Below are 23846 nucleotides of genomic sequence, written 5' to 3' on the forward strand. Positions count from 1 at the left end.
AGCAACTGCAGGATGGACTGCGCCAATACATTCACTACTACAATCATGACCGCATCAAGCTCAAACTAAAAGGGCTGAGTCCCGTGCAATACAGGACTCAGCCCTTTCCGGCCTAGCCATCAACCGTCCAACTTCTGGGGGTCAGTTCATCGCTCTGGCTTTTTCATACGCCTCCCGCCAAGACTCAGGCGGCGCGCTCGTGATGGTGTTCGTCCGCACCAGCCTCTTCCAAGGATTCCGTCGCCCGATCCGCCAGTGCCTCGCCGATCATCAGCAGGCTCGGCTGCACGGGGTCCATCCATGCCGCAGCCTCCCCGGCCGCCATCTGGCGTAGCGTGAACTGGTGGCTGCGCTGCTTCGGGGTGGTGGCCGCTTCCACGACCCATGCGGGCGTCGTGGCGGGCTTGCCGTGGGCGATCAGCTGTGCGGCGATGTTGGCCGCCTGGTCGCGCCCCATGTAATAGACGATGGTGTCGGCGCGGACGTCGGCTTCCACGTCCACCGCATCGGCCGCCTTGGCCTGGGTGGCGAAGGCCACGCTGCGGGAGACGCCGCGCTTGGTCAGCGGCTTGCGGATGGCCGAGGCGGCCGCCAGCGCTGCCGTGATGCCCGGCACCACCTCATACTCGATGCCTGCCGCTTCCAGCGCCTGGAGTTCCTCGTCGGCGCGGCCGAACAGCATCGGGTCGCCGCCCTTGAGGCGCACCACGCGCTCGTACTTGGTGGCCAGGTCCACGATCTGGCGATTGATGAACAGCTGTGCGGTGCTGCGCTGCCCGCAGCGCTTGCCCACCTCCACGAGTTGCGCCTGGGGGCACCAGGCCAGCATCTCGGGCGACACCAGCGCGTCGTGCAGCACCACCTGGGCCTCGCCCAGCAGGCGTGCACCACGCACCGTAATGAGGTCGGCCGCACCGGGGCCTGCACCAATCAGGGTCACGCGTCCGGTCCGTTTGTCTTGATGCGGGGTCATCTCGCTCACTGTTCTACTTGCCGTCTGACGATGTCGATGTCAGCTATACGCACGGATCATGCCCGCCGCCACCGTGTGGTTGGTCGCTTCGTCGATCAGCACGAACGCGCCCGTCGCCGGATTATCGCCGTAGACATCGCACACGATCGGCTTCTGCAGCGACAACTGCACCGAACCGATGTCGTTCAGGCGGATGTCATGGCGGCCGGTCTCGTGCGACAGCGTGTGCACGTCCAGCACGCGATCCACCGCCGACACGCGCGCGAACACGCTGGCCGTGGTGTGCTTGAGCACGTACTTGCGCGACGGATTCAGCGATTCGTCGTCGAACCAGCACAGGTCGGCCTGCAGCTTCTTGGCCGAGACCGAGGCGGCGTCGGCGGCGACGAACATGTCACCGCGTGATACATCGACGTCTTCCGACAGGCGCACCGTCACGGTGTCGCCCGCGTTGGCCGAGTCGGCGGCGCCGTTCGGCGTCAGCACTTCGGCCACCACGGCGTCGCGGTTGGCCGGCAGCACGCGCAGCTTCTGGCCCACGCGCACGGTGCCCGCTTCCACGCGGCCGGCGTAGCCCCGGAAATCGTCCGACTGGGCGCCGTCCTGGCGGATCACCAGCTGCACCGGGAAGCGCAGCGCGGCGTCGCCCTCGGGGGCCGGCTCCTCGACTGGGAGGGCCTCCAGCAGCGGCAGCAGCGGCTCGCCCGAGTACCACGGCATCGCGTCGCTGGCGTGGACGATGTTGTCACCACGAAGCGCCGACACCGGCACATATCGCACATCTTTCAGGCCCAGTTGCGCGGCCAGTTCGGTGTACGCGGTACGGATCTCGTTGAAACGCTGCTCGTCGTACTCGATCAGATCCATCTTGTTGATGGCGACGATCACGTGCTGGATCTCCAGCAGCTTCAGGATGGCCGAGTGGCGCTTGGTCTGGGCCAGCAGTTCGGCACGGCCGCCCTGCACGGTCACGCGCGTGGCGTCCACCAGCACGATGGCGGCGTGCGCCGTGCTGGCGCCGGTCACCATGTTGCGGGTGTACTGCTCGTGCCCCGGCGTGTCGGCGATGATGAACTTGCGGCGCGCCGTGGAGAAGTAGCGGTAGGCCACGTCGATGGTGATGCCCTGCTCGCGCTCGGCTTCCAGGCCATCGGTCAGCAGCGAGAAGTCGATCTGTTCGCCGGCGGTGCGCTTGTTCTTGGCGTTGGCCAGCGCGGTCAGCTGGTCGGACAGCACGGCCTTGCTGTCATACAGCAGGCGGCCGATCAGCGTGCTCTTGCCGTCGTCCACGGAACCCGCGGTGATAAAGCGCAGCAGGCCCTGGTGAGATGCTTGTCTAGTCATGATGTGTGGTCCTTGGCTGCGGCTTAGAAGTAGCCTTCCTTCTTGCGGCGTTCCATCGACGCCTCGCTGGTCTGGTCGTCCATCCGGGTGGCGCCGCGCTCGGTGATCTCAGTCACCGCGGTCTCGGCGATGATGTCCACCGGGTTGGCGGCCGTGCTGGCCACCGGGCAGGTGCAGGAGATGTCGCCCACGGTCCGGAAGCGTACCGACAGCACCTCGCTCACATCGCCGTCCTGCTTGGGCGTGATCGGCGTCACTGGCACCAGCAGGCCGTTCTTGCGCACCACTTCGCGCTCGTGCGCATAGTAGATCGGCGGCAGGGCCAGGTTTTCCCGAGCGATGTACTGCCACACATCCAGCTCGGTCCAGTTCGAGATCGGGAACACGCGCATCTGCTCGCCCGAGGCCATGCGGGCGTTGTACAGGCTCCAGAGCTCGGGGCGCTGGGCCTTGGGGTCCCACTGGCCGAACTCGTCGCGGAACGAGAAGATCCGTTCCTTGGCGCGGGCCTTCTCTTCGTCGCGGCGGGCGCCGCCCATCAGCGCGTCGTACTTGTGCGCCTCGATGGTTTCCAGCAGCGTCACGGCCTGCGCCGCGTTGCGCGAGTCGGTTTCCTTGCGCAGGCGCACCGTGCCGCGCTTGATCGAATCCTCGACATGGCCCACCACCAGGCGCGCGCCCAGTTCCGCCACGCGCTGGTCGCGGAAGGCGATCACTTCCGGGTAGTTATGGCCGGTGTCGATGTGCACCAGCGGGAACGGCAGTTCCACCTTGCGGTCGCCCAGGCGGAAGGCCTTCAGCGCCAGGTGCAGCATGACGATCGAATCCTTGCCGCCGGAGAACAGCAGCGCCGGGTTGCGGCACTCGGCCACCACTTCACGGATGATGTAGATCGACTCGGCTTCCAGCCGGTCGAGGTGGTCGTTCTGGACCTGGAGCAGGTGTTCAACCCCTGCTTCTGCGATGTCGTTCATGATGCCCATGTCGTTCTCGGCCTCGATTCAATACTTCAATGCTTGATGTTCTGCTCGTGGAGCCCGCACTCTTTCGAGTCCTTGCTCTCCCACCACCAACGTCCTGCGCGGACGTCTTCGCCAGCCTTCACAGCGCGCGTACACGGCTCGCAGCCGATGCTCGGGTAGCCCTTGGCATGCAGCGCGTTCACCGGCACGTTGTGGCGCACCAGATAGGCCCAGACCTCGGCCTCGGTCCAGTCGGCCAGCGGATTGAATTTGGGGATGTCGCGCGCTTCGTCCAGCTCCTCGAACGGCAGCTCGGCACGCGTGACGGCCTGCTCGCGGCGCTGGCCGGTCATCCAGGCATCGGCGTGGGACAGCGCGCGGTTCAGCGGCTCCACCTTGCGGATGCCGCAGCAGCTCTTGCGCAGGTCCACGCTGTCGTAGAACGCGTTCAGGCCGTGGTTCTTCAGGTAGTTCTCCACCGCTTCCGGGTCCGGCGTGAACTGCTCGATGGCGTAGCCGTAGTGCGTATGCACCTGATCCAGCACGGCCAGCGTCTCGGCGTGCAGGCGGCCCGTGTTCAGCGTGAACACGCGGATGCCGGCGCGCACGGCGTCACCGCCACGCAGGATGGCATCGGTCAGGACCATGTCCTCGGCAGCCAGGCTGGTGGCGAAGCGGGCGCGGAAGAAGCGGCCCGCAATCTCGGCCAGCCGCTCGGCCAGCGCGCGTTCCTTGGCTTCCAGCGCCTCCACCGTGCCCGTGTAGACCGGCTGGGTCCACAGCGCGGGCGGGCGCAGGCCGGACACCGGCGCGCCCAGCTCCACCACAGGGATGTCGGAGATCACTGCGCTCATGCGGCGCCCCGGGCGGTCACTTCCGCACGGTTGCGGCGGAACAGCGGCAGCGGCTCGTCCACCGATGCCTGATAGGCCACCGTGAACTCGGTGAAGCCCTTGATGGCGTCGTCGATGTTCTTGTCGGCGCGCACCGCGAAGGCGTCGAAGCCGCAGCGCTTCATGAAGTTGAGCTGGTCGCGCAGCACGTCGCCGATGGCGCGGAGCTGGCCGTCCCAGTGGTAACGGGTGCGCAGCAGGTAGGCCGACGAGAAACCGCGGCCATCGCGGAACACCGGGAAATCGACGGCGACCAGCGACACGCGGTCGAAGAGCGCCTCGGCATCGCCCGGCTCGTCTTCAGGAGCCAGCCACACGCCGGTGATGGCCTTGTCGCGGCCGGCCAGCAGCGCTGCGTGCGCCTTCCACACCGACAGCGGGAACAGCACGGCGGCCGTGCCCTGCGCGGCGGCGGCCACGCGGGCGTCGTCCAGCGGCTCGGTCTCGGTGGCGCGCAGCACGGTCCAGTCGTCCTCGACGATCACGGGGCGGAGGTCGGCGGCGTCGCGTTGCAGTTTAATAATCTTTGCCATGTTCAGTCTCTCCGGGGTCGTCAGGCTTCGGCGCGCTCTTCGCGCTGCTTGTCGGCGTACACACGTTCCTTGAACGGGGCGATGCCGATGCGGGCGAACGTGTCGATGAAGCGCTCGTCCTCGACGCGGTGCGCGACGAAGGTTTCGATGATGCGGCTCACCACGTCGGGCATTTCCTCGGCGCTGAACGACGGGCCGATGACCTTGCCCAGCGCGGTGTTGTTGCCCTGGGCGCCGCCGAGCGTCACCTGGTACCACTCGGAACCGTCCTTGTCCACGCCCAGCACGCCGATGTTGCCCACGTGGTGGTGACCGCAAGCGTTGATGCAGCCGGAGATGTTCAGCGAGATCTCGCCGAGGTCGTACACGAAGTCGAGGTTGTCGAAGCGCTCCTGGATGCCCAGCGCGATCGGGATCGACTTGGCATTCGCCAGCGAGCAGAAATCGCCGCCCGGGCAGGCGATGATGTCGGTCAGCAGGCCGATGTTGGCCGTCGCCAGGCCGGCCTGCTTCGCTTCCTGCCAGAGGGCGAAAAGGTCATGCTTCTTGACGTCCGGCAGCACCAGGTTCTGCTCGTGCGCCACGCGCAGCTCGCCAAACCCGTAGCGGTCGGCCAGGTCGGCCACGGCTTCCATCTGCTTGTCCGTGGCATCGCCCGGGGGCGAGACGGGGCCCGGCTTGGTGGAGAGCGTCACGGCGGCATAGCCCGGCACCTTGTGGGCGTGCACGCTGCGGCTGACCCAGCGCGCGAACGCCTTGTCCTCGAGCAGGTGCTTCTCGTAGCCGGCGTCGGTGTCGGCCAGCTTCTCGTAGGCCGGCGGAGTGAAGTACTGCGCCACGCGGGCGAACTCGTCCTGCGTGATGGTGCCCGGGCCGTCCTTGCTGTGCTGCCACTCTTCCTCGACCTCGGCGGCGAACTTCTCGGCGCCGATGGCCTTCACGAGGATCTTGATACGGGCCTTGTACTTGTTGTCGCGGCGGCCGTAGCGGTTGTACACGCGAATCGCGGACTCCACGTAGGTCAGCATGTGCTGCCACGGCAGGTCGTCCTTGATGATTGTGCCCAGGATCGGCGTGCGGCCCAGGCCGCCACCGGCCAGGATGCGCAGGCGCGTCTCGCCGGCGGCGTTCCGGTAGGCGTAGATGCCGATGTCGTGCATCTGCACCACGGCGCGGTCGTTGGCGGAGGCCGAGATCGCGATCTTGAACTTGCGCGGCAGGAAGGCGAATTCCGGCTGGAAGGTGCTCCACTGGCGCAGCAGTTCGGCCAGCACGCGCGGGTCCACGGTCTCGTCCGGCGTCACGCCGGCGAAGTGGTCGGTCGTGATGTTGCGCACGCAGTTGCCCGAGGTCTGGATGCCGTGCATCTCCACGCTGGCGAGGTCGGCCAGCACGTCCGGCACGCGCTCGAGGTCCATCCAGTTGTACTGGATGTTCTGGCGCGTGGAGAAGTGGCCGTAGCCACGGTCGTACTCGCGCGCGATATGCGCCAGCATGCGCATCTGCTTCGACGCCAGCAGGCCGTACGGAATGGCCACGCGCAGCATGTAGGCATGGCGCTGCATGTACAGGCCGTTCTGCAGCCGCAGCGGCAGAAATTCCTCTTCGGTCAGTTCGTCGGAGAGGCGGCGGCGCACCTGGTCACGGAACTGGGCAACGCGCTCTTGGACGATGCGCTGGTCGTATTGATCGTACTGATACATGGTGTGGGTCCGTTCAGTATTCGTTGAATGCTTAGGAAACGAGCTTGATGGCGACCAGCGTGAGCGTGGTGGCCAGGGCGGCGCGCACGAGCCGCTCGGGCAGCGCCCGGGACAGTTGCGCGCCCAGCCAGATGCCGGGGATCGAGCCCACCAGCAGCGCCAGCAACAAATTCCAGTCGACGGTGCCGAGCCACACGTGGCCCAGCCCGGCCACCGCCGTGAGCGGCACGGCGTAGGCGATATCGGTGCCAGCCACTTCGGCCGGCTTCATATGGGGGTACAGCAACAGGATCAGCGTGGCGCCAACCGCGCCGGCGCCGATCGACGACACCGTGACGAGCACGCCGATCACGGCGCCCACCACCACGGTCGCCACCACCTGGCGGCGGCCTTCCAGCTGGAAACGCGGGTTGCGTTCGAGCCAGGCCAGCATCTGCTTGCGGAACAGCAGCGACAATACGGTCAGCAGCACCGACACGCCGATCATCAGCCGAATGCCGTGCAGCCAGCGCGCGTCCAGCTCGCCGGCGCTCTTGAGTACGAGGATGGCCACCAGTGCGGCGGGCAGGCTGCCGATGCAGAGGCGGCGCACCACCTGCCATTGCACGTGGCCATGGGCGCGGTGCGCGATGGTGCCGAAGCCCTTGGTGATCGAAGCGAACGCGAGGTCGGTACCCACCGCCGTGGCCGGCGAGAAGCCGAACAGCAGGGTCAGCAGCGGCGTCATGAGCGAACCCCCGCCTACCCCGGTCAGACCGACCAAGATACCTACCAGCAGACCGGAAGCGGTATACGCAAGGGACATTCGAGGGGGTTCTCAACAATGCCTTTTCCGTCACTTCCGCGCTTCGCCGGGGTTCAGGCTGGGCGCGGACGCAATACGGGCAGGCCGTTATTTAACAAAGTTCGAAAATCGTAATAAACTGGCCTCATATCTCAAACTAATAAGAAGTTGTTTGTTTATACGCACCGAGTTATATGAACCTGCACCAGTTCCGCTTCGTGCGCGAGGCCGTCCGTCAGAACTACAACCTGACCGAAGCCGCTAAAGCGCTCTATACGTCACAACCTGGCGTCTCCAAGGCCATCATCGAGCTGGAGGAGGAGCTGGGCGTCGATATTTTCACGCGGCACGGCAAGCGCATCCGCAGCCTGACCGAGCCGGGGCGCCGCATCCTGACCTCCGTGGAGAAGATCCTGCAGGAGGTGGAGAGCCTGAAGCGGGTAGGCAAGGACTACGCTGCCCAGGATCAAGGCAACTTCACCATCGCCACCACGCACACCCAGGCGCGCTATGCCCTGCCGCGCGTGATCGGCGAGTTCACCAAGCGCTACCCCAAGGTGCGGCTGTCGATCCAGCAGGGCAACCCCTCGCAGATCGCGGACATGATCCTGCACGACCAGGCCGACATCGGTATCGCCACCGAGGGCATCTCGGGGGACAAGGGCCTGGTGTCGCTGCCCGGCTACCAGTGGTCGCATACGGTCATCACGCCGCCCGACCATCCCTTGCTGGAAAAGAAGCACATCGCGCTCGAGGACATCGCAAGTTACCCATTGATCACTTACGATCCGAATTTCGCGGGCCGCCCCAAGATTGACAAGGCATTCGCCTTGCGCCAGTTGGAGCCGGATATCATCCTCGAGGCCATCGACGCAGACGTGATCAAGACCTATGTCGAGATCGGCCTGGGCATCGGTATCGTGGCCGGTGTGGCGTTCGATGCCGAGCGCGACCGCAACCTGCGCGGCATCCCGGTCGGCCACCTGTTCGGCACCAATGTGACCCATCTGGCCGTCAAACAGGGCGCGTATCTGCGCAGCTTCGTCTATACCTTCATCGAATTGTTCTCGCCCACCCTGAACCGCAAGCTCGTGGAACAGGCGATGTCGGGCGATCACGAGGCCTATGAGCTGTAATCGGCGCATTTGAGATTGCCTGCCGATGTGGCGCACGCCTCCCTCTATATAGATATGTCTGACTCCTCCTCCCTCCCCACCATCCACTGGACCGAAGACGGCGCCGAGCGCAGCGCGCTGTGGCGCTCCGAGGCCGGCCTGCCGCCGCCAAAGCGCGTGGTGATTGCCGATGACCAGACGCCCGCCGACACGGCGTTCCGGCTGGCCAGCGAAGGCGTGGCCCTGCTCTGGCGCGGCGACTTCCAGAACGCGCGCCAGCTGCTCCAGGCCATGGCCCGCCGCACCGACCGCAAGCCCAAGCGCGCGCCCAAGCCGCCGGCCAACATGACCGAGGCGTTCCACAAGCACCGGCTGGCGCAGTCGCAACGCGCGCGCACGCTGGGCATGCTGCTGCTGCCGTTCGACGCCGGCCACGTGGTGCCGCTGCGCCGCGCGCCCGAGGTGGCTGAGGCCTGCACGCAGGTCTACGGCCCGGCCACGGCGCCCTATGTGGCCTCGATGCGCGAACTGCTCGGCCTGATCGGCGCCTACGAGTGGCGCAAGAAGGGCGTCGAGATCCCGGTGCTGGGCGAACGGATTCACCCGTGGTACGGCGTGTTCTCGCCGGTGCGGGGCGAATACCTCGACCTCGTCGCCAAGGAAGCGCTGCCCTCGGACAAGCTCGCCTTCGACATCGGCACCGGCACCGGCGTGCTGGCGGCCCTGCTGGCGCAGCGCGGCGTGCGCCGCGTGGTGGCCACGGACCAGGACCCGCGCGCGCTGCAATGCGCCCGCGACAACCTCGGCCGGCTGGGTCTGACCCATCAGGTGGAAGTGGTCGAGGCCGACCTCTTCCCGGCTGGCCGCGCCCCGCTGGTGGTCTGCAACCCGCCCTGGGTGCCCGCGCGACCGAGTTCGCCGGTCGAGCATGCCGTGTTCGATCCCGAGAGCCGCATGCTGCGCGGCTTCCTCGCCGGCCTTGCCGAGCATCTGGAGCCGGCCGGCCAGGGCTGGCTGCTGCTCTCCGACTTCGCCGAGCATCTGGGCCTGCGCACGCGCGAGGAACTGCTGGGCTGGATCGAAGACGCCGGGCTGAAGGTGCTGGGCCGCTCCGACATCCGCCCGCGCCATCCCAAGGCGAGTGATCCGGACGATCCGCTGCACCAGGCCCGCAAGGCCGAGGTGACCTCGCTGTGGCGCCTCGCGGCATCGCAGAAACCTTGATTGTTCAAGTGCATCAAGACCAAGGAGATTGAGACGATTCGTTGCGTTCGTCGTCGCTAGAATCGGCCGCGCCTGATCCTGTCAGGCAGCCATTCCGACAACCACGACGACCGATGCACGCTTCCTGTCTCAAAACCCTTGTCCTGGCGGGCGGTCTGGCCGCCAGCTTCTCCGCAATGGCGCAGGGCACCCTGCGCGACGGCCGCGCCAATGCGCTCTGCCTGTACTCGCACACGCTGGCGGACGACCCCATCGTTCACCCGAAGCGGCCGGGCACGGCGATGCGGCATGACTTCTTCGGCAACACGGCGGCAGACGCCTACACCACGGGCGCCGACCTGCTGGCAAAGTCCGGCACCACCTGCGAGAACGCTGCGGACACCAGCTCGTACTGGGCCCCCTCGCTGAAGCTGCCCGACGGCACGATCGTGCCGCCCACCTACAAGAAGACCTACTACTCGAACGTGGCGGTGCCCAGTTCCAACCGCTACCCGGTCAGTGTCATGCCAACCGGCCTGCAAATGCTGGCCGGCAACCACGCCGGCACGCAGCCCAACCCGCGCATCTCGTTCCTGTGCACCGGCAGCCGCAAGGGCTACACCAACACCATCCCGACTGACTGCGTGCCCGATCCGGTGAAGGGGACGCAACTCAACATCGGCATCAGCTTCCCCACCTGCTGGGACGGCATCAACCTGAATCCGACGCTGCGCTCCCATCACGGCGGCTACAACAACATGGCCTATGCCGACCAGAGCGGCGCCTGCCCGGTCGGCTATCCGGTGCGCGTGCCGCACCTGAGCATCAATCTCGCCTATGCGCTGGGACAGGTGCGCGATCTCACGCATGCGCAGCTCTCGAAGGACCCGAGCCTGAACGCCCATGGCAAGGTGTCCCAGGAGAACTGGGGTCCCCTGTATTCCGGGCACGCCGACTTCTTCAATGGCTGGCGGCCCAAGGCCATGCACTATCTGACCGAACAATGCCTCAACAAGGAACGCGCCTGCGCCCGGGAAATTCCGTACGACTACAACGCGCCCGAGGCTGACGCGATGGTCAGCGGCGGCAATGATGTCCACACGACATTCGGCCGCGACGTGAAACTGGCCACCGAGGCGGCACAAGGCACCACGCCGCCGCTGAGCTTCTACATGAAGTTCCAGATCCCGGAGGGCGCGCAGGCGCTGCCCGCCCGCTTCAAGCCCGAGTACCGGATCATGCTCCATGGCGGCAACGTCACCGGCACGGCGGCCGATATCCTGCAGGTCTTCGTCACCGACACGGCGTGGAACGAAGACACCCTGACCATGGCCAACGCACCAGCGTGCGGCGGCCGGTTCGTCGGACGGCTTCACCTCAACCATGTGCAGCAATCTCGGCAGATCGATGTCAGCGCGGCGGTGGCCAACGCACTCGCGGCTGGCCAAAAGACGATCTCGTTCTGCGTGAAGGCCGTGCGCCCCGGCCATGCGTTCGCCTTCAGCAGCAAGGAAGGGCCCAACAGCCCCCTGCTAATCCTGCGCGCCATCCAACAACTGCCGTTCTGAGCCCCTGCCCCGGAGCCCGCGCAGGCCCCTGCGTGGCGCCGCGCGGCATCCTCGGCTATCCTCGCCATGTGTCGCCCAAGCCGGCGGCACATGGCTTTTTTTACGATGGGGATAAGGAACCGCGGATGACCACCCTTGCATTTATTGGCCTTGGCGCGATGGGCGCGCCGATGGTCGGCCACCTGATTGCTGGCGGCCATACGGTACGGGCCTTCGTACGCCGCCCGGAGGCCGCCGACGCGGCCCGCCAGCTCGGCGCGGAACCGTGCTTCACGCCGGCTGACGCCGCACGCGGAGCGGCCGTGGTGTTCACCAACGTCACCTCGTCGGAAGACGTGCGCACGGTGCTGCTCGGCAAGGATGGCGTGATCGAGGGCGCCGCGCCCGGCACGATCTGCGTCGATCACAGCACAATCTCGCCGATCGTCACGCGCGAGATTGCCCAGTCGCTGGCGGCGCGCGGCATCCACGCGCTCGACTGCCCGGTGTCGGGCGGCACGACCGGCGCGCAGGCCGCCACGCTGACCATCATGGTCGGCGGCAAGGCCGAGCACCTGGAAACGGTGCGGCCGCTGCTGAACCTGATCGGCAAGTCGATCACGCATATTGGCGACCACGGCGCGGGCCAGGTCGCCAAGCTGTGCAACCAGATCGCCCAGGTGGTGAATATCGAGGGCATCGCCGAGGCCATGCGCTTTGCCGCCGCGCAGGATGTGGACACCGGCAAGGTGTTCCAGGCGATCTCCACGGGCTTTGCGGGCAGCCGCATGCTCGATCTGCTGGGGCCGAAGATGGTGGCGCGCGACTTCGCCGCCGGCATCGAATCGCGGCTGCATGCCAAGGATTTCGGGCTGGCGCAGGACATCGCCAACCAGATCGGGCTGGACCTGCCCGCGATGCGCGTCACCTCGGCCCAGCTCGACCAGATGATGGCAAACGGCTGGGGACGCGACGACACCTCGTCGCTGCTGCGCCTGCTGGAACACAAGCAGGCGCCGGACTCGGACGCGTCCTAAAGCCTGCCCTACCCCGCTACATCCCGCCGATCATCGCCAGCAGCGCGCGCAGCATCGGGCTGCCGTCGCGCGCCAGGTCGTCCATCGCGTTGAAATGATGGCGGCCCGGCAGCGGGATGTCCTCGCGCGCGTTGTCCGGCCAGGCGGCGCGGATCAGCGCGTTCTGGCGGTGATATTCGCTCGATTCGATCTCGCCCACCGCCGTCAGCAACGGCGCGCGCGTGGCGGGCGGCAGGAAGGCCGGCGAGAGACGCACGACATCTGACTCGGTCAGACGCAGGTCCACCTGAAGGAAGTCGGCGCGGCGCAGCGGTTCGAGGTCGTACAGGCCGCTGATCGACAGACCGCCCCGGATCAGGCCCACCGGCAGGTCTGCGCCCACCTGCGGCCACAGCGCCGCCATCAGCATGGTCACCAGATGCCCGCCCACCGAATGCCCGGCCGCGAAGATGCGGTCGCGATCATGGCCGAGCGCATCGCCCTGCCGGTACAGCCACGCCACGCTCTGCACCACCTGCCGGACGATGGTCTCGACAGTGACCGCCGGGCACAGCGAATAGTTGATGATCGCCACCGACACGCCGCGCCGGGGCAGCAGGCTGGCCACGAAGCTGTGGTCGCGCTTGTCGAGCGCCCGGAAGTAGCCGCCGTGGACGAACACCAGCAGCGGCGGACGGGTGCCGGCGGGCACGCCCGTGGCGGGGAAATAGTCGAGGCGCTCGTCGTCGGCATGGGGCGACGCCGGGTCGCCATAGGGCAGGTTCTCGAGGTACGACGCCGCGGCAGCCCGCACCAGCGCCGAATCGGCAGCCCAGCGGGCCATGTGCGTGGCGTTGTCCGGCACCCGGGCGCGGTTGTTATAGGCGTGCGCGTAGAACGCGGGGTCCTGGGATGGCAACTCGGCAAGGCTGGCCAGGGACGGCTGGTCTGACATGTCACGGTGCTCCGATGGGGACGCCGCGACGAGGACGGGGGCGAAGCGGGCGGCGCTGCGCGCTATGCTACCGCAAGCCCGGGGCGGTTGTTCGGCGGGGCGATTTCCGGCATAATCCGCGGTTCATCGCCGCGCGATGCCCGTCCGGGTATCGCCGCCCAATGCCCGGGTGGTGAAACAGGTAGACGCAGGGGACTCAAAATCCCCCGCCGCAAGGCGTGTCGGTTCGAGTCCGACCCCGGGCACCATCCCCCGCACCGCGAGTGCATCCCGCACCACTCCCCTTTTTTGGCCCCCTCACGCCAAAATCATGATCACCACCATCCCCCAGATCGTCAGCAGCGTGTTGCCGACCGCGTAGGTCACCGTATAGCCCAGCCCCGGCACCTGGCTCTTGGCCGCTTCGCAGAGCATGCCGAGTGCCGCCGTGGTGGTGCGCGCCCCGGCGCAGACGCCGAGCAGCAGCGCCGGGTGGAAGTGGAACACGTACTTGGCGATGAACATGCCGATGAACAGCGGCACGGCGGTGGCGAAGATGCCCCACAGGAACAGGCTGATGCCGAGTTTCTGGAGCCCGGCGACGAAGCCCGGGCCGGCGGAGATGCCCACCACGGCGATGAACACGTTCAAGCCCACCGAGTTCATGAACCAGACTGTCGGTTCCGGAATGCGGCCGAAGGTCGGGTGGATGGCGCGATACCAGCCGAAGATGATCCCCGCGATCAGCGCGCCGCCGGCGGTGGACAGCGTCAGCGGAATGCCCCCCACGTTCAGCACGATGGCCCCGATCAGCGTGCCCACCGTGATCGCCAGCGACATGAAGGCCACGTCGGTCACCGTGGTCGGCCGGTCCACGTAGCCGAGGGTCTTGGCCGTGGCGTTGATGTCGCGCGTGCGGCCCACCAGCGTGACCACATCGCCGCGATACAGCTTGGTCTTCGGCAGCACCGGGATCACGGTCTCGGTCGGGCCGCGCTTGATCTTCCTCAAGAAGACCCCGCGCGCGCCGGGCTCGTGCGCCAGTTCCTCGAGCGTCTTGTCATCCACGGCCTTGTTGGTGATGTAGATGTCCACGCCCTCGGTGGGTGTGTCCAGCAGCTCGCGGTCTTCCACCTCCGCGCCGCGCGGGCCAAGGAATTCGATCAGCTGGTTACGCTTGCCGCCAATCGCCACCACGTCGCCGGCCTGCAGCACCGTGGACGGGTCCGTCTCGATGATCTTGCCGTCGCGCCGGATGCGCTCGATGAACGCCCGGAAGCCCGCCTGCGTGTGGGACTCCACATCGCCCACGGTCTTGCCGATGTAGGGCGCGTCGGGCGCCAGCTTGTAGGCGCGCAGCTCGAAGTTGTGCCACTGCGTGCCGGCGGCATCGTCACTGGCGCCCAGCAGGTGCTCGTACTCCTTGCAGGCGTTCACGAGGTCGATGCCCAGCAGCTTCGGCCCGATCTGCGCCAGGATGATGGCCGAGCCGACCGTGCCGAAGATATACGTCACCGCGTAGGCAATCGGCATGGCGTCCAGCAACTCCTTGGTTTCCTCGGGCGAGCGGCCCAGCCGGTTGATGGCGTCCGTCGCCAGCCCCATCGACGCCGAAATGGTCTGCGAGCCGGCGAACAGCCCCGCCGACGAGCCGAGGTCATAGCCGGCGATCATCGCCGCCCCCACCGACACCACCAGCGACAGCACCGCCAGGATCACCGCGAAAATCGCCTGGGGCACGCCGTCCTTGGCGATGCCCCGCACGAACTGCGGCCCCACGCCGTACCCCACCGCGAACAGGAACATCAGGAAGAAGACCGACTTCACGTTGGCCGAGATCTTGACGCCGAGGATGCCGATCACGATCGCCACCAGCAGCGTCGACGTCACCGCCCCGAGACTGAAGCCCTTGAAGCTCTTGCCGCCCACCCAGTACCCGATGCCCAGCGCCAGGAAGATCGAGATCTCCGGGTAGGCTTTCAGGGTCGTCACGAACCAGTTCATGAGCACCTCCTTCGGGTTGTTCTTCTGGGTGCGGGCGGCTACTTGCCTGACTTGCCCTTGCCCGACTTGTCAGATTTTTCGGACTTGTCCGATTTATCCGCCTTGCCCACCTTGCCGCCCTGCGCCCGGTATTTCTCCAGGTACTCGTCGCGCAGCTTGCGCACCGAGCGGCCGATCTTCACGTAGTCCTCTTCGTTGAGGTTGGCCAGCGAGACCCGTCCGGACGGATGCTGGGTGCCAAATCCACCACCGGGCAGCAGCACCACGCCGGCCTCCTCGGCCAGCCGGAACAGCAGCTCGTGCGGCTTGATCGAGTCCAGCAGCCACTTCACGAACTCCGGCCCCACCTCGCGGCTCTCGCGCTCCACGTCGAGCAGCGTGTAGTAATCCACCACGTTCTCGTCCACGGCCTCGGCCTTCGCTCCCATGCCGCGGTACAGCGCGGCCTTGCGGCTGCGGATCAGGCGCTTCACGGTGTCCTTGTAGGTGTCCGCCGTGTCCATGAGCGAGAACAGCGAGAACAGCACCATCTGCACCTGCTGCGGCGTGGAAAGCCCCGCCGTATGGTTCAGGGCCACGGTGCGGCTGTCCGCCACGATGCGGTCGATGAACGGCAGCTTGGCCGGCTCGGTGGTGATGGACGAATAACGCTCGTTCAGCGCCTTCTTGTCGGCATCGGGCAGCGCGGCGATCTGCGCATCGAACAAGTTCGATTTATGCGTGGCAATGACCCCCAGCCGCCAGCCCGTGGCGCCGAAGTACTTCGAGTACGAGTACACCAGGATGGTGTTGCGCGGGCACATGGCGAACAGCGAGACGAAGTTGTCGGCGAAGGTGCCGTACACGTCGTCGGTCAGGATGATCAGGTCCGGGCGCTCCTTGACGATGTCCGCCAGGTATTCCAGGCTGGCATCGCTCACCCGCACCGAGGGCGGGTTGCTCGGGTTGACCAGGAAGAACGCCTTGACCTTGGGGTCGCGCAGCTTGTCCAGTTCCTCGTTCGGGTATTGCCAGCCGGCCGCCGGGTCGGCGTTGATATTCACCTCGTGGAGGTTGTATTCCTTCAGCTCGGGAATCTCGATGTACGGCGTGAAGATCGGCATGCCCAGCGCGATGGTGTCGCCCGCGCGCAGCAGCCCGTTCACGCGCATCGAGTTGAACAGGTAGGTCATGGCCGCCGTGCCGCCTTCCACGGCGTAGAGGTCGAAGTCGCCCTCGAACGGATGCGCGCCGATCATCTCCCGGCGGATGTACTGCTTGACGATCTTTTCGCTGAGCCGCAGCATCCGGTCCGGCACCGGGTAGTTGCAGGCCATGAAGCCCTCGCACATCTCGTAGAGAAAGTCGCCGCCGTCCAGCCCGAGCTGGTCGCGCACGTACGAGACCGCGCCGGTCAGGAAGGCCACGCCGGGCACGTCATGGTGCTGGCGCGAGAACTGGTCGAAGCGTTCCTCGATGCCGGCCCGGCGCGGGAATCCGCCCACGCCCACGGGCAGGTAGGAGAACGCCCGCTCCGACTCGATCATGGCGAAGTGCCCAAGCTGCAGGAAGCCATGGCGCGGCACGGTGGCCAGGAAATTGGGGTTGCCCCGCCCCGCGTTGAGCATCAGCCGGTTGGACACGCTCCCGGCCAGCTTGATCAGTTCATCCTTGAGTTCGAAGGGCGAAAGGCTCGCCAGCTTCGACGTATCGTGTCGGCTCATGGTGCATGCCTCGCAAGGGGGTAACGATGGTCAAAGTGTCCGCGCCGAGCGCGGACACTGTTCCTGAACAAGATATTCAACCGGGGCACGCGCCGGTATTGGACCATGGTCCACCATGCGGAGCGCGCATCACCCAAGTGAGGGACGGCCCGGCTACTGCTTCATCTGCGTGCGCCGCCAGTCGCCGTCGCCCTTGCGGCAGTACCAGCCCGTCCATTTCTCGGACTTGCCGGCCTGCCGGAATTCCGACTTCACCTGACGGCAACGCTGATCCCCCTTTTGGGTGGTCTTGATCAGCGTCATGCTGCCTTCGGAGGCCTTCGCGTCCTTGTCCGCTGGCAGCTCAAACGGCGTACTGCTGCCATCGTCCTTCTCGGACAAGGCCTTGCGGTAGATGTCGGCCAGCGTCTCCGTCTGCGGGCGGCTCAGGCGGCCGACGATGGTGTTGTTCAGGAAATGGTCGAAGTACGCCTGGGCCGGCCAGGCCATCGCACAGAGGGCGAGGCCGGCGCAGACGCGGAGGTTGACAACAAGGCGGCGCGACATGGCAGTAGGTGCGATAGGTGCGACAGGGCTACTTCGTCGCCGCCTGCACGTTCACGGCCACGGCCTGCGTGTAGACGGCCTTGATGCGGTCGCCCTTCTTCACCTCGGCCAACTGGGCGGGGTCTTCCACCATCAGGTCCATGACATTGCCCTTGGGCCCCTTCACCGTCACGGTGTGCTTGGACGGGCTGACCGCCACCACATCGGCCACCACGGTCACCTCCTGCCCAATCACGCCGCCCGGCTTGGCACCCGGCGCCGAGCGCTCCTCGATGGGCTTGGTTTCCATCGACAGCGGCCCACTCCCCTTCTCCAGCTTCAGCGTCAGCGCCTCGCGGTATTCCACCGCCACCTTGTCGCCGACCTTGAGCTGGTCGAAGTTGCGCGCCTCGGGGCCCACGGCCAGGTCGACGACCTTGCCCGTCTGCGTCTTCAGTGTCACCGTGCGCGTGGGCGCGTCGATTTTCGTGATCGTCGCGTTCACCTTGGCGGTGCCCGTCATCGTGGCCGTCCCCTGTCCACGCGTGACATCCACCTTGGTATCCGGCTGGGCCTGCGCCGCGCCTGCCATGGCCATCATCGCCACCATCACCAGCACTCGTTTTTTCATGTCATCTCTCCGTTGTGGATGCCTGATCCCGGCGCTCCGCTTGCGGGATGCCGGCTGCGCGCAGCGGCCAGCCAGCACCGAGCGCCTTGTAAAGCTGCACGATCTGCCCGAACTCGGTGCCGCGCAGGCTCGACTGGTCGATCTGGGCCGAGAACAGCGCGCGCTCCGAGTCGAGCACCTCCAGGTAGCTGGTGTAGCCGCCCTCGTAGCGGTCGCGCGCGAGCGCGGCATAGCGCGCCAGCGCATCGACCTGCGCGGTCTTGGCCGTGAGCTGATCGCGCGTGCGCTGCACGCCCACCAGTGCGTCCGCCACTTCGCGGAACGCGGTCTGGATGGCCTGCTGGTAGCCCTGCAGCGCCTGCCGCTGGCGTGCCTCGGCCTGCCGGACATCGCCCGCAATCCGCCCCGCGCTGAAGATCGGCATCGCCACCGACGCGCCATACGACCACGTCTGCGCCGCGCCCACCCAGAGCCCGGAAAGCGCCGTGCTGGCCGCGCCGAACAGCCCGGTCAGCGTGATGGTCGGGAAGTACTCGGCCCGTGCCGCGCCGATCTCGGCGTTGGCGGCCACCAGTTGCTGCTCGGCCTGCAACAGGTCCGGGCGCTGCTCCAGCAGGTCGGACGGCAGGCCGGATGGAATCGTCGGCGGGCGCAGTTCGCCAATCGGCAGGCCGCGCGGCATGGCGCGCGGGTTCTCGCCGATCAGCACCGACAGCAGGTTCTCCTGCTGCGCCACCAGCTGGTCGTAGAGCGCCACCGAGGTCAGCGCCGACGCATACTCGGACTGCGCCTGCGCCAGTTCCACCTCGGACACCACCCCGCCCTCGAAGCGCTGCCGGAACAGCTCCAACGCCCCGGCGCGGCTGTCGAGCGTGTCGCCGGCCACCAGCCGGCGGTTATCCAGATCGCGCAGCGTGACGTAGCCCGAGGCCACGGCCGCCGCCACGCTGATCTCCACGGCCCGGCGCGCCTCGTCGGAGGCTGCCCATTGCGCGCGGGCCGACTCGGTCAGGCGCCGCAGCCGGCCGAACAGGTCGATCTCCCACGAGGCGAACACATCGGCCTGCACCTGGTTGAACGGATTGCCCACCGGCGACAGCGTGCCGCTGCTGTTGCTCAGGCGCTGACGGCTTGCCAACGTCTCCACGCCGACCTGCGGGAACATCAGGCCGCGCGTGGACATCACGCGCCCGTAGTACTCGTCCACACGGGCGGCGGCGATCAGGATGTCGCGATTGCGCTCCAGCGCCTGGGCGATCATCGCGTCGAGCACCGGGTCGCCGAACTGGCCCCACCATTGCGGATCGATAGCGGGCGTGGTGGGTGTGGTGGGTGTGGTGGGCGTGGCGGCCGTAGGCGTGGCCGGCGGGGTCTCCGCGAAGCGATAGGTCTCGGGCACGTCCACGGCGGGCCGTTCGTAGTCCGGCCCCACCGCGCAGCCGCCTGCCATCAGGGCGCCGGCACCAACCAGCGCCTGCCAGTGCACGTGGCTCATGGCGGGTCTCCCCGGCGCACCGGCGCGGCCGGCGCATCGGCGGGCGGCTCCAGCCCCGGCTCGGGCGGATGACCCGAAGGCGGATGGCCCGGCGTCGGCTGGTCCGGCACCTTGCCGGCGGTGCGGCGCTCCAGCGCCCAGAAGAACATCGGGATGAAGAACACCGCGATCACCGTGGCGCCGAGCATGCCGCCGATCACCCCCGTGCCGAGCGACTGCCGGCTCGCCGCGGAAGCTCCGCTGGCGATGGCCAACGGAATGCAGCCCAGGATGAAGGCCAGCGAGGTCATGATGATCGGCCGCAGCCGCAGCTTGGACGCCTTGACCGCCGCGTCGTAGGCGTTCAGCCCCTCCTTGATGCGCATCTCCACCGCGAACTCGAAGATCAGGATGGCGTTCTTGGCCGCCAGCGCGATCAGCACCGTCAGGCCGATCTGGAAGTACACGTCGTTCTGCATGCCGCGTATCAGGATGGCGACCAGCGCGCCGAACAGCGCGAACGGCACCGCCAGCAGCACGCCGATCGGCAGCGACCATTTCTCGTACTGGGCGGCCAGGATCAGGAACACCATCAGCAGCGCGAAGGCGAACACCATGGCGGCGGTCGAGCCGGCCTTCTTCTCCTCATACGCCTGCCCGCTCCACGCAAAGCTGTAGCCCTCGCCCAGCACCTCGGCGGCCACTTCCTCCATGGCGGTCAGCGCCTGCCCGGAGCTGTAGCCCGGCGCGGCGTCCCCGGTGATCTTGGCGGCCGGGAAGTTGTTGAAGCGCGTGACGAGGTCCGCGCCGGCCACGTAACGCGAGGTGGTCACGGCCTTGATCGGCACCATGTCGCCATGGGTGTTGCGCACATAGACCTTGTCGAGGTCTTCCGGGCGCGAACGGAACTGCGGCTCGGCCTGCAGGATGACCTGGAACAGCCGGCTGTTCTTCGGGAACTGGCTCACGTAGAGCGAGCCGAACATGGTCTGCAGGGCCGAGTAGACCTGATCGACCGGCACGCCCTGGGTCTCGGCGCGCTCGCGGTCCAGGTCCACCAGCAACTGGCGCGAGCGCGTGTTGATCGTCGTGCTCACGCTGCGCAGCTCGGGCCGCTGGCGCGCCTTGGCGATAAAGGCCCGCGCGCGCGCCTCCAGCTGCTGGTAGGTGCCGTCGCCGGTGCTTTGCAGCCAGAACTCGAAACCGCCCGTGGTGCCAAGTCCCGGGATGGACGGCGGATTGACCGGGATCACCAGCCCCTCGCGCCAGGTGGAGAACTCGCGGTTGGCCTTGGTGATGAGGTCCTCGGCGCTCTCGCCCTTGCCGCGATCATGGAAGCTCTTCAGCGTGATGAACAGCGTGCCGGCGTTGGACTTGTTCTGGGAGTCGATCAGGCTGTAGCCGTCCGGCGTGGCCACCGACTTCACGCCCGGCTGCGCCGCGAACCATTGCTCGGCGCGCTTGGACAAGTCGCCGGTGCGGTCCAGGCTCGCGGCGTCCGGCAGCACCACCGCGCCGAACAGGTAGCCCTGATCCTCCACGGGCAGGAACGACGACGGAATGCGCATGAACAGCAGCACGCTCGCCACGATCAGCGCCAGCACCAGCGCCACGGAGATGAACACGCGCCGGATCACCAGCTGGATGCTGCTGCCGTAGCCTTCCACCATGCGGTCGAAGCTGCGGTTGAACCACTGGAAGAATCGGTTCTTCTTGTGCGTGCCGGGCTTGAGGAGGATGGCCGCCAGCGCGGGCGACAGCGTCAGCGCCACAATGCCCGACAGGAACACCGACACCGCCAGCGTGATGGCGAACTGCTTGTACAGCTGCCCGGTGATGCCGGAGAGGAAGGCCACCGGGATGAACACGGCCAGCAGCACCAGCACGATGGCCACCACCGGCCCGCCCACCTCGTCCATGGCGTGCTTGGCTGCGATCTTGGGCGGCATGTTGAACTCGACCATATTCCGCTCGACGTTCTCGATCACCACGATGGCGTCATCCACCACGATGCCGATGGCCAGCACCATCCCGAACAGTGTCAGCATGTTCACCGAAAAGCCGAACGCCGACATCGCCATGAAGGTGCCGATGATCGACACCGGCACGGCCAGGATCGGCACCAGCGTGGCGCGGAAACTCTGCAGGAACAGGTAGACCACCAAAATCACCAGGATCACGGCGTCGCGCAGCGTATGCACCACCTCGTTGATCGACTCCTGCACGAACTCCGTGGTGTCCAGCGCCACCTCGTACTCCAGCCCGGGCGGGAACGACTTTTTCATGGTCTCCAGCGTGGTGCGCACCTGCTTGGCCACGTCCAGCGCGTTGGCGCCCGGCTGCTGGTAGACGGCCATCAGCGTGGCGGTCTTGCCCTTGAAGCGGCTGCGCAGCGAGTAGTCCTTCGAACCCAGCTCGGCCCGGCCGATGTCCTTCAGCCGCACGATGGCCGCATCGCCCGAGGCAGCACGGAGGATGATGTTGTCGAACTCGGCCGGCTCGGTCATGCGGCCCTTGGTGGCCACCGGGAAGGTCTGCTTGACTGGCCCGTCGGTCGGCGAGGAGCCGATGCGCCCGGCCGAGAACTGCTCGTTCTGCGCCGCCACCGCGTTCTTCACGTCCTCCACGGTGATGCCGAGCCGCGCCATGCGGTCCGGCCGCAGCCAGACGCGCATCGCGTAGTCCGGCGTGCCGAAGATCGCGGCCTGATTGGCGCCGGGAATCCGCTTCAGCGCGTCAAGGATGTAGATGTTGGTGTAGTTGTCGACGAAGGTCTGCGGATAGCTGTTGTCCGGCGAGTAGACCGCGATCACCATCATGAACGCCGATGACCGCTTCTGGACCGATACCCCCTGCTTGGTCACCGCATCCGGCAGCGTGGGCAGCGCCAGGTTCACGCGGTTCTGCACGTCCACCTGGGCCAGCGACGGGTCGGTGCCGATCTCGAAGTACACCGTCAGCGTCATGTTACCGGTGGACGAGCTGGTGGACGACATATAGAGCATGTTGTCCGCGCCGTTCACCTGCTGCTCGATCGGCGCGGCCACGTTCTGCGCCACCACCTCGGAACTCGCCCCGGGGTATGTGGTGGTCACCGTGATGCTCGGCGGCGTGATGTCCGGGAACTGCGCCACCGGCAGGTTGAACATCGCCACCAGCCCGCCCACCACGATGATGATGGACAGCACCGATGCAAAGATCGGCCGGTCGATGAAGAAGTGCGACAGCGTCATGGCGCGGCCTTCTCACCGGGCGCGGGCTGGGCCGCCGATTTCTGGTCAGCCGATTTCTGTGCGCCCTGGGCTGCCGGCGCGGAGGCCGGCTTCGCCCCTACCGGTGTGGGCCGCACCGGCGCGCCGGGCGCGAGCCGCACCGTGCCGTCCACGATCACCACGTCACCCTCGCGCAGGCCGGAGCGCACCACCCAGTTGCCCTCGGTCCATTCGGCCACCTCGATGGCGCGCGACTGCGCCTTGTTGTCCTTGTCCACGGTCCAGACCGATTCGCCGCGCTGGCCCTGGATCACCGCCTCCTGCGGCACGGTGATGGCGCGCGTGCGCTGGGCGCCGATCACCCTCACCCGCACGAACTGGCCCGGCCGTAGCTGGCCATCGCGGTTGGCCACCTCGGCCCGCACGAGGTAGGTGCCGGTCTCGGCACTGAAGGAGGCGTCCTGGAAGGCGATGCGGCCCCGGCTCGGATAGACGCTGCCGTCGGCCATGATCACTTCCACCTCCAGCGCGCCGCGCTCAGGCATGCGCAGCGCGCCCGATGCCGTCTGGGAGCGTGTTTGCAGCACTTCGTTCTCGGAGAGGCTGAAGTTGACCCACATCGGGTCCAGTTTGGCCACGTAGGTCAGCAGGCTGTTGGTGGGGTCGATATAGGAGCCCACCTGCTTCTTGGCGAAGCTGGACAGCCCGTTCACGGGCGAGGTGATGGTGGTATAGCCGAGGTTCAGCTTCGCGTTGACGACGTTGGCCTTGGCCTGCTCGACAGCCGCCGCCGCGGCCTGTTCCTGGCCGGTGGAGTCGTCGAGGTCCTTCTGGCTCAAAGCGTTCTTGGCGGCCAGCGGCCGTACGCGGTTCAGGTTGGCGCGCGCCGTGGTCAGCCGCGCCTGCTGTTGCGCCAGCTCCGCGTTGGCGGCGGACAGCGCGGCCTGGAATGGCTTCTGGTCCATACGGAACAGCACGTCGCCGGCCTTGACCAGCGAGCCCTCGGTGTAGGTGCGCTGCTCCAGGAAGCCGTTCACGCGGGCCCGGATCTCCACCTGCTGGGAACTCTGCGTCTCGCCCACGAACTCGAAGTTCAGCGGCACGTCACGCAACGACACGGTGATGACGCCGACGTCGGTCACCGGCGGCGCCGCGGCCTTGCGCTCCTCCTTCCCGCAGCCCGCGCCCAGCACCAGCACCAGCGCCGCCAGCAGCGTCACTCCCCCTCGGCCGATCCTGCTGCGCATTGCGGTCTCCCATCCACACATGCCACGCCCACGCCATGCAAAG

General features: G+C 67.0%; 20 protein-coding genes and 1 tRNA gene. 6 read left to right on the top strand and 15 right to left on the bottom strand.

Annotation, left to right across the window (positions count from 1 at the left end; all coding sequences use genetic code 11):
* Positions 1-116: IS3 family transposase (locus tag AC1DP9_RS23610; RefSeq protein WP_441592170.1), on the top strand; the 116-nt coding region annotated here is incomplete at its 5' end.
* Between the two features lie 68 nt (positions 117-184).
* Here AC1DP9_RS23610 and cobA read toward each other — a convergent pair.
* Genes cobA through AC1DP9_RS23645 form a run of 7 tightly spaced genes read right to left on the bottom strand, consistent with a single transcriptional unit; the run spans position 185 to position 7213 of the window.
* Positions 185-973: a uroporphyrinogen-III C-methyltransferase gene (cobA, locus tag AC1DP9_RS23615; protein ID WP_477108648.1), complete on the bottom strand. Its 789-nt coding sequence runs from the start codon at positions 971-973 to the stop codon at positions 185-187.
* 39 nt (positions 974-1012) lie between these two features.
* Positions 1013-2317 (bottom strand): sulfate adenylyltransferase subunit 1, encoded by a 1305-nt coding sequence (locus AC1DP9_RS23620; RefSeq protein WP_092300768.1) that lies wholly within the window; start codon positions 2315-2317, stop codon positions 1013-1015.
* 23 nt (positions 2318-2340) lie between these two features.
* On the bottom strand, positions 2341-3300 hold the full coding sequence (cysD, locus tag AC1DP9_RS23625) for a sulfate adenylyltransferase subunit CysD (RefSeq protein ID WP_092300771.1): 960 nt from the start codon (positions 3298-3300) through the stop codon (positions 2341-2343).
* 26 nt (positions 3301-3326) lie between these two features.
* A complete protein-coding gene (locus tag AC1DP9_RS23630) occupies positions 3327-4133 on the bottom strand; it encodes a phosphoadenylyl-sulfate reductase (RefSeq protein ID WP_441645624.1) in 807 nt (268 codons plus the stop codon).
* Positions 4130-4705 (bottom strand): DUF934 domain-containing protein, encoded by a 576-nt coding sequence (locus AC1DP9_RS23635; protein WP_477108649.1) that lies wholly within the window; start codon positions 4703-4705, stop codon positions 4130-4132. Before AC1DP9_RS23635 ends, AC1DP9_RS23630 begins: the two co-directional genes overlap by 4 nt.
* A gap of 20 nt (positions 4706-4725) precedes the next feature.
* Positions 4726-6408 (bottom strand): nitrite/sulfite reductase, encoded by a 1683-nt coding sequence (locus AC1DP9_RS23640; RefSeq protein WP_477108650.1) that lies wholly within the window; start codon positions 6406-6408, stop codon positions 4726-4728.
* 31 nt (positions 6409-6439) lie between these two features.
* The gene (locus AC1DP9_RS23645; protein ID WP_092300783.1) at positions 6440-7213 is read right to left on the bottom strand and encodes a sulfite exporter TauE/SafE family protein; all 774 of its coding nucleotides are present in this window, start codon (positions 7211-7213) and stop codon (positions 6440-6442) included.
* Positions 7214-7386: 173 nt separating this feature from the next.
* On the opposite strand from AC1DP9_RS23645, the gene AC1DP9_RS23650 reads away from it, so the two are divergent.
* The 4 genes from AC1DP9_RS23650 (at position 7387) to AC1DP9_RS23665 (ending at position 12094) form a co-directional block, all read left to right on the top strand.
* On the top strand, positions 7387-8328 hold the full coding sequence (locus AC1DP9_RS23650; protein ID WP_092300786.1) for a CysB family HTH-type transcriptional regulator: 942 nt from the start codon (positions 7387-7389) through the stop codon (positions 8326-8328).
* Positions 8329-8382: 54 nt separating this feature from the next.
* Positions 8383-9531, top strand: coding sequence for a methyltransferase (locus tag AC1DP9_RS23655; protein WP_477108651.1), 1149 nt, complete (start codon positions 8383-8385; stop codon positions 9529-9531).
* 113 nt (positions 9532-9644) lie between these two features.
* On the top strand, positions 9645-11078 hold the full coding sequence (locus AC1DP9_RS23660; RefSeq protein WP_477108652.1) for a DUF1996 domain-containing protein: 1434 nt from the start codon (positions 9645-9647) through the stop codon (positions 11076-11078).
* A gap of 125 nt (positions 11079-11203) precedes the next feature.
* On the top strand, positions 11204-12094 hold the full coding sequence (locus AC1DP9_RS23665) for an NAD(P)-dependent oxidoreductase (RefSeq protein ID WP_477108653.1): 891 nt from the start codon (positions 11204-11206) through the stop codon (positions 12092-12094).
* 16 nt (positions 12095-12110) lie between these two features.
* Here the strand turns inward: AC1DP9_RS23665 and AC1DP9_RS23670 are convergent, their stop codons facing one another.
* On the bottom strand, positions 12111-13028 hold the full coding sequence (locus AC1DP9_RS23670) for an alpha/beta hydrolase (RefSeq protein ID WP_441592364.1): 918 nt from the start codon (positions 13026-13028) through the stop codon (positions 12111-12113).
* Between the two features lie 163 nt (positions 13029-13191).
* Here AC1DP9_RS23670 and AC1DP9_RS23675 point away from each other — a divergent pair.
* Positions 13192-13276, top strand: a tRNA-Leu gene (locus AC1DP9_RS23675).
* A gap of 49 nt (positions 13277-13325) precedes the next feature.
* Here AC1DP9_RS23675 and aspT read toward each other — a convergent pair.
* From aspT to AC1DP9_RS23710, 7 genes are all read right to left on the bottom strand, one after another.
* Entirely contained in the window at positions 13326-15011 is a 1686-nt protein-coding gene (gene aspT / locus AC1DP9_RS23680) for an aspartate-alanine antiporter (protein ID WP_092300800.1), read from the bottom strand.
* A gap of 38 nt (positions 15012-15049) precedes the next feature.
* Positions 15050-16714 (bottom strand): bifunctional aspartate transaminase/aspartate 4-decarboxylase, encoded by a 1665-nt coding sequence (locus tag AC1DP9_RS23685; RefSeq protein ID WP_092300803.1) that lies wholly within the window; start codon positions 16712-16714, stop codon positions 15050-15052.
* A gap of 153 nt (positions 16715-16867) precedes the next feature.
* Positions 16868-17260 (bottom strand): hypothetical protein, encoded by a 393-nt coding sequence (locus tag AC1DP9_RS23690; protein WP_477108654.1) that lies wholly within the window; start codon positions 17258-17260, stop codon positions 16868-16870.
* 28 nt (positions 17261-17288) lie between these two features.
* The gene (locus AC1DP9_RS23695) at positions 17289-17870 is read right to left on the bottom strand and encodes a hypothetical protein (protein WP_477108655.1); all 582 of its coding nucleotides are present in this window, start codon (positions 17868-17870) and stop codon (positions 17289-17291) included.
* 1 nt (position 17871) lies between these two features.
* The gene (locus AC1DP9_RS23700; protein ID WP_477108656.1) at positions 17872-19365 is read right to left on the bottom strand and encodes an efflux transporter outer membrane subunit; all 1494 of its coding nucleotides are present in this window, start codon (positions 19363-19365) and stop codon (positions 17872-17874) included.
* Positions 19362-22577: an efflux RND transporter permease subunit gene (locus AC1DP9_RS23705; RefSeq protein WP_092300814.1), complete on the bottom strand. Its 3216-nt coding sequence runs from the start codon at positions 22575-22577 to the stop codon at positions 19362-19364. Before AC1DP9_RS23705 ends, AC1DP9_RS23700 begins: the two co-directional genes overlap by 4 nt.
* A complete protein-coding gene (locus AC1DP9_RS23710; protein ID WP_092300817.1) occupies positions 22574-23803 on the bottom strand; it encodes an efflux RND transporter periplasmic adaptor subunit in 1230 nt (409 codons plus the stop codon). Before AC1DP9_RS23710 ends, AC1DP9_RS23705 begins: the two co-directional genes overlap by 4 nt.
* Between the last annotated feature and the right edge of the window lie 43 nt (positions 23804-23846).

The organism is Cupriavidus sp. 01L43 (assembly GCF_056399925.1).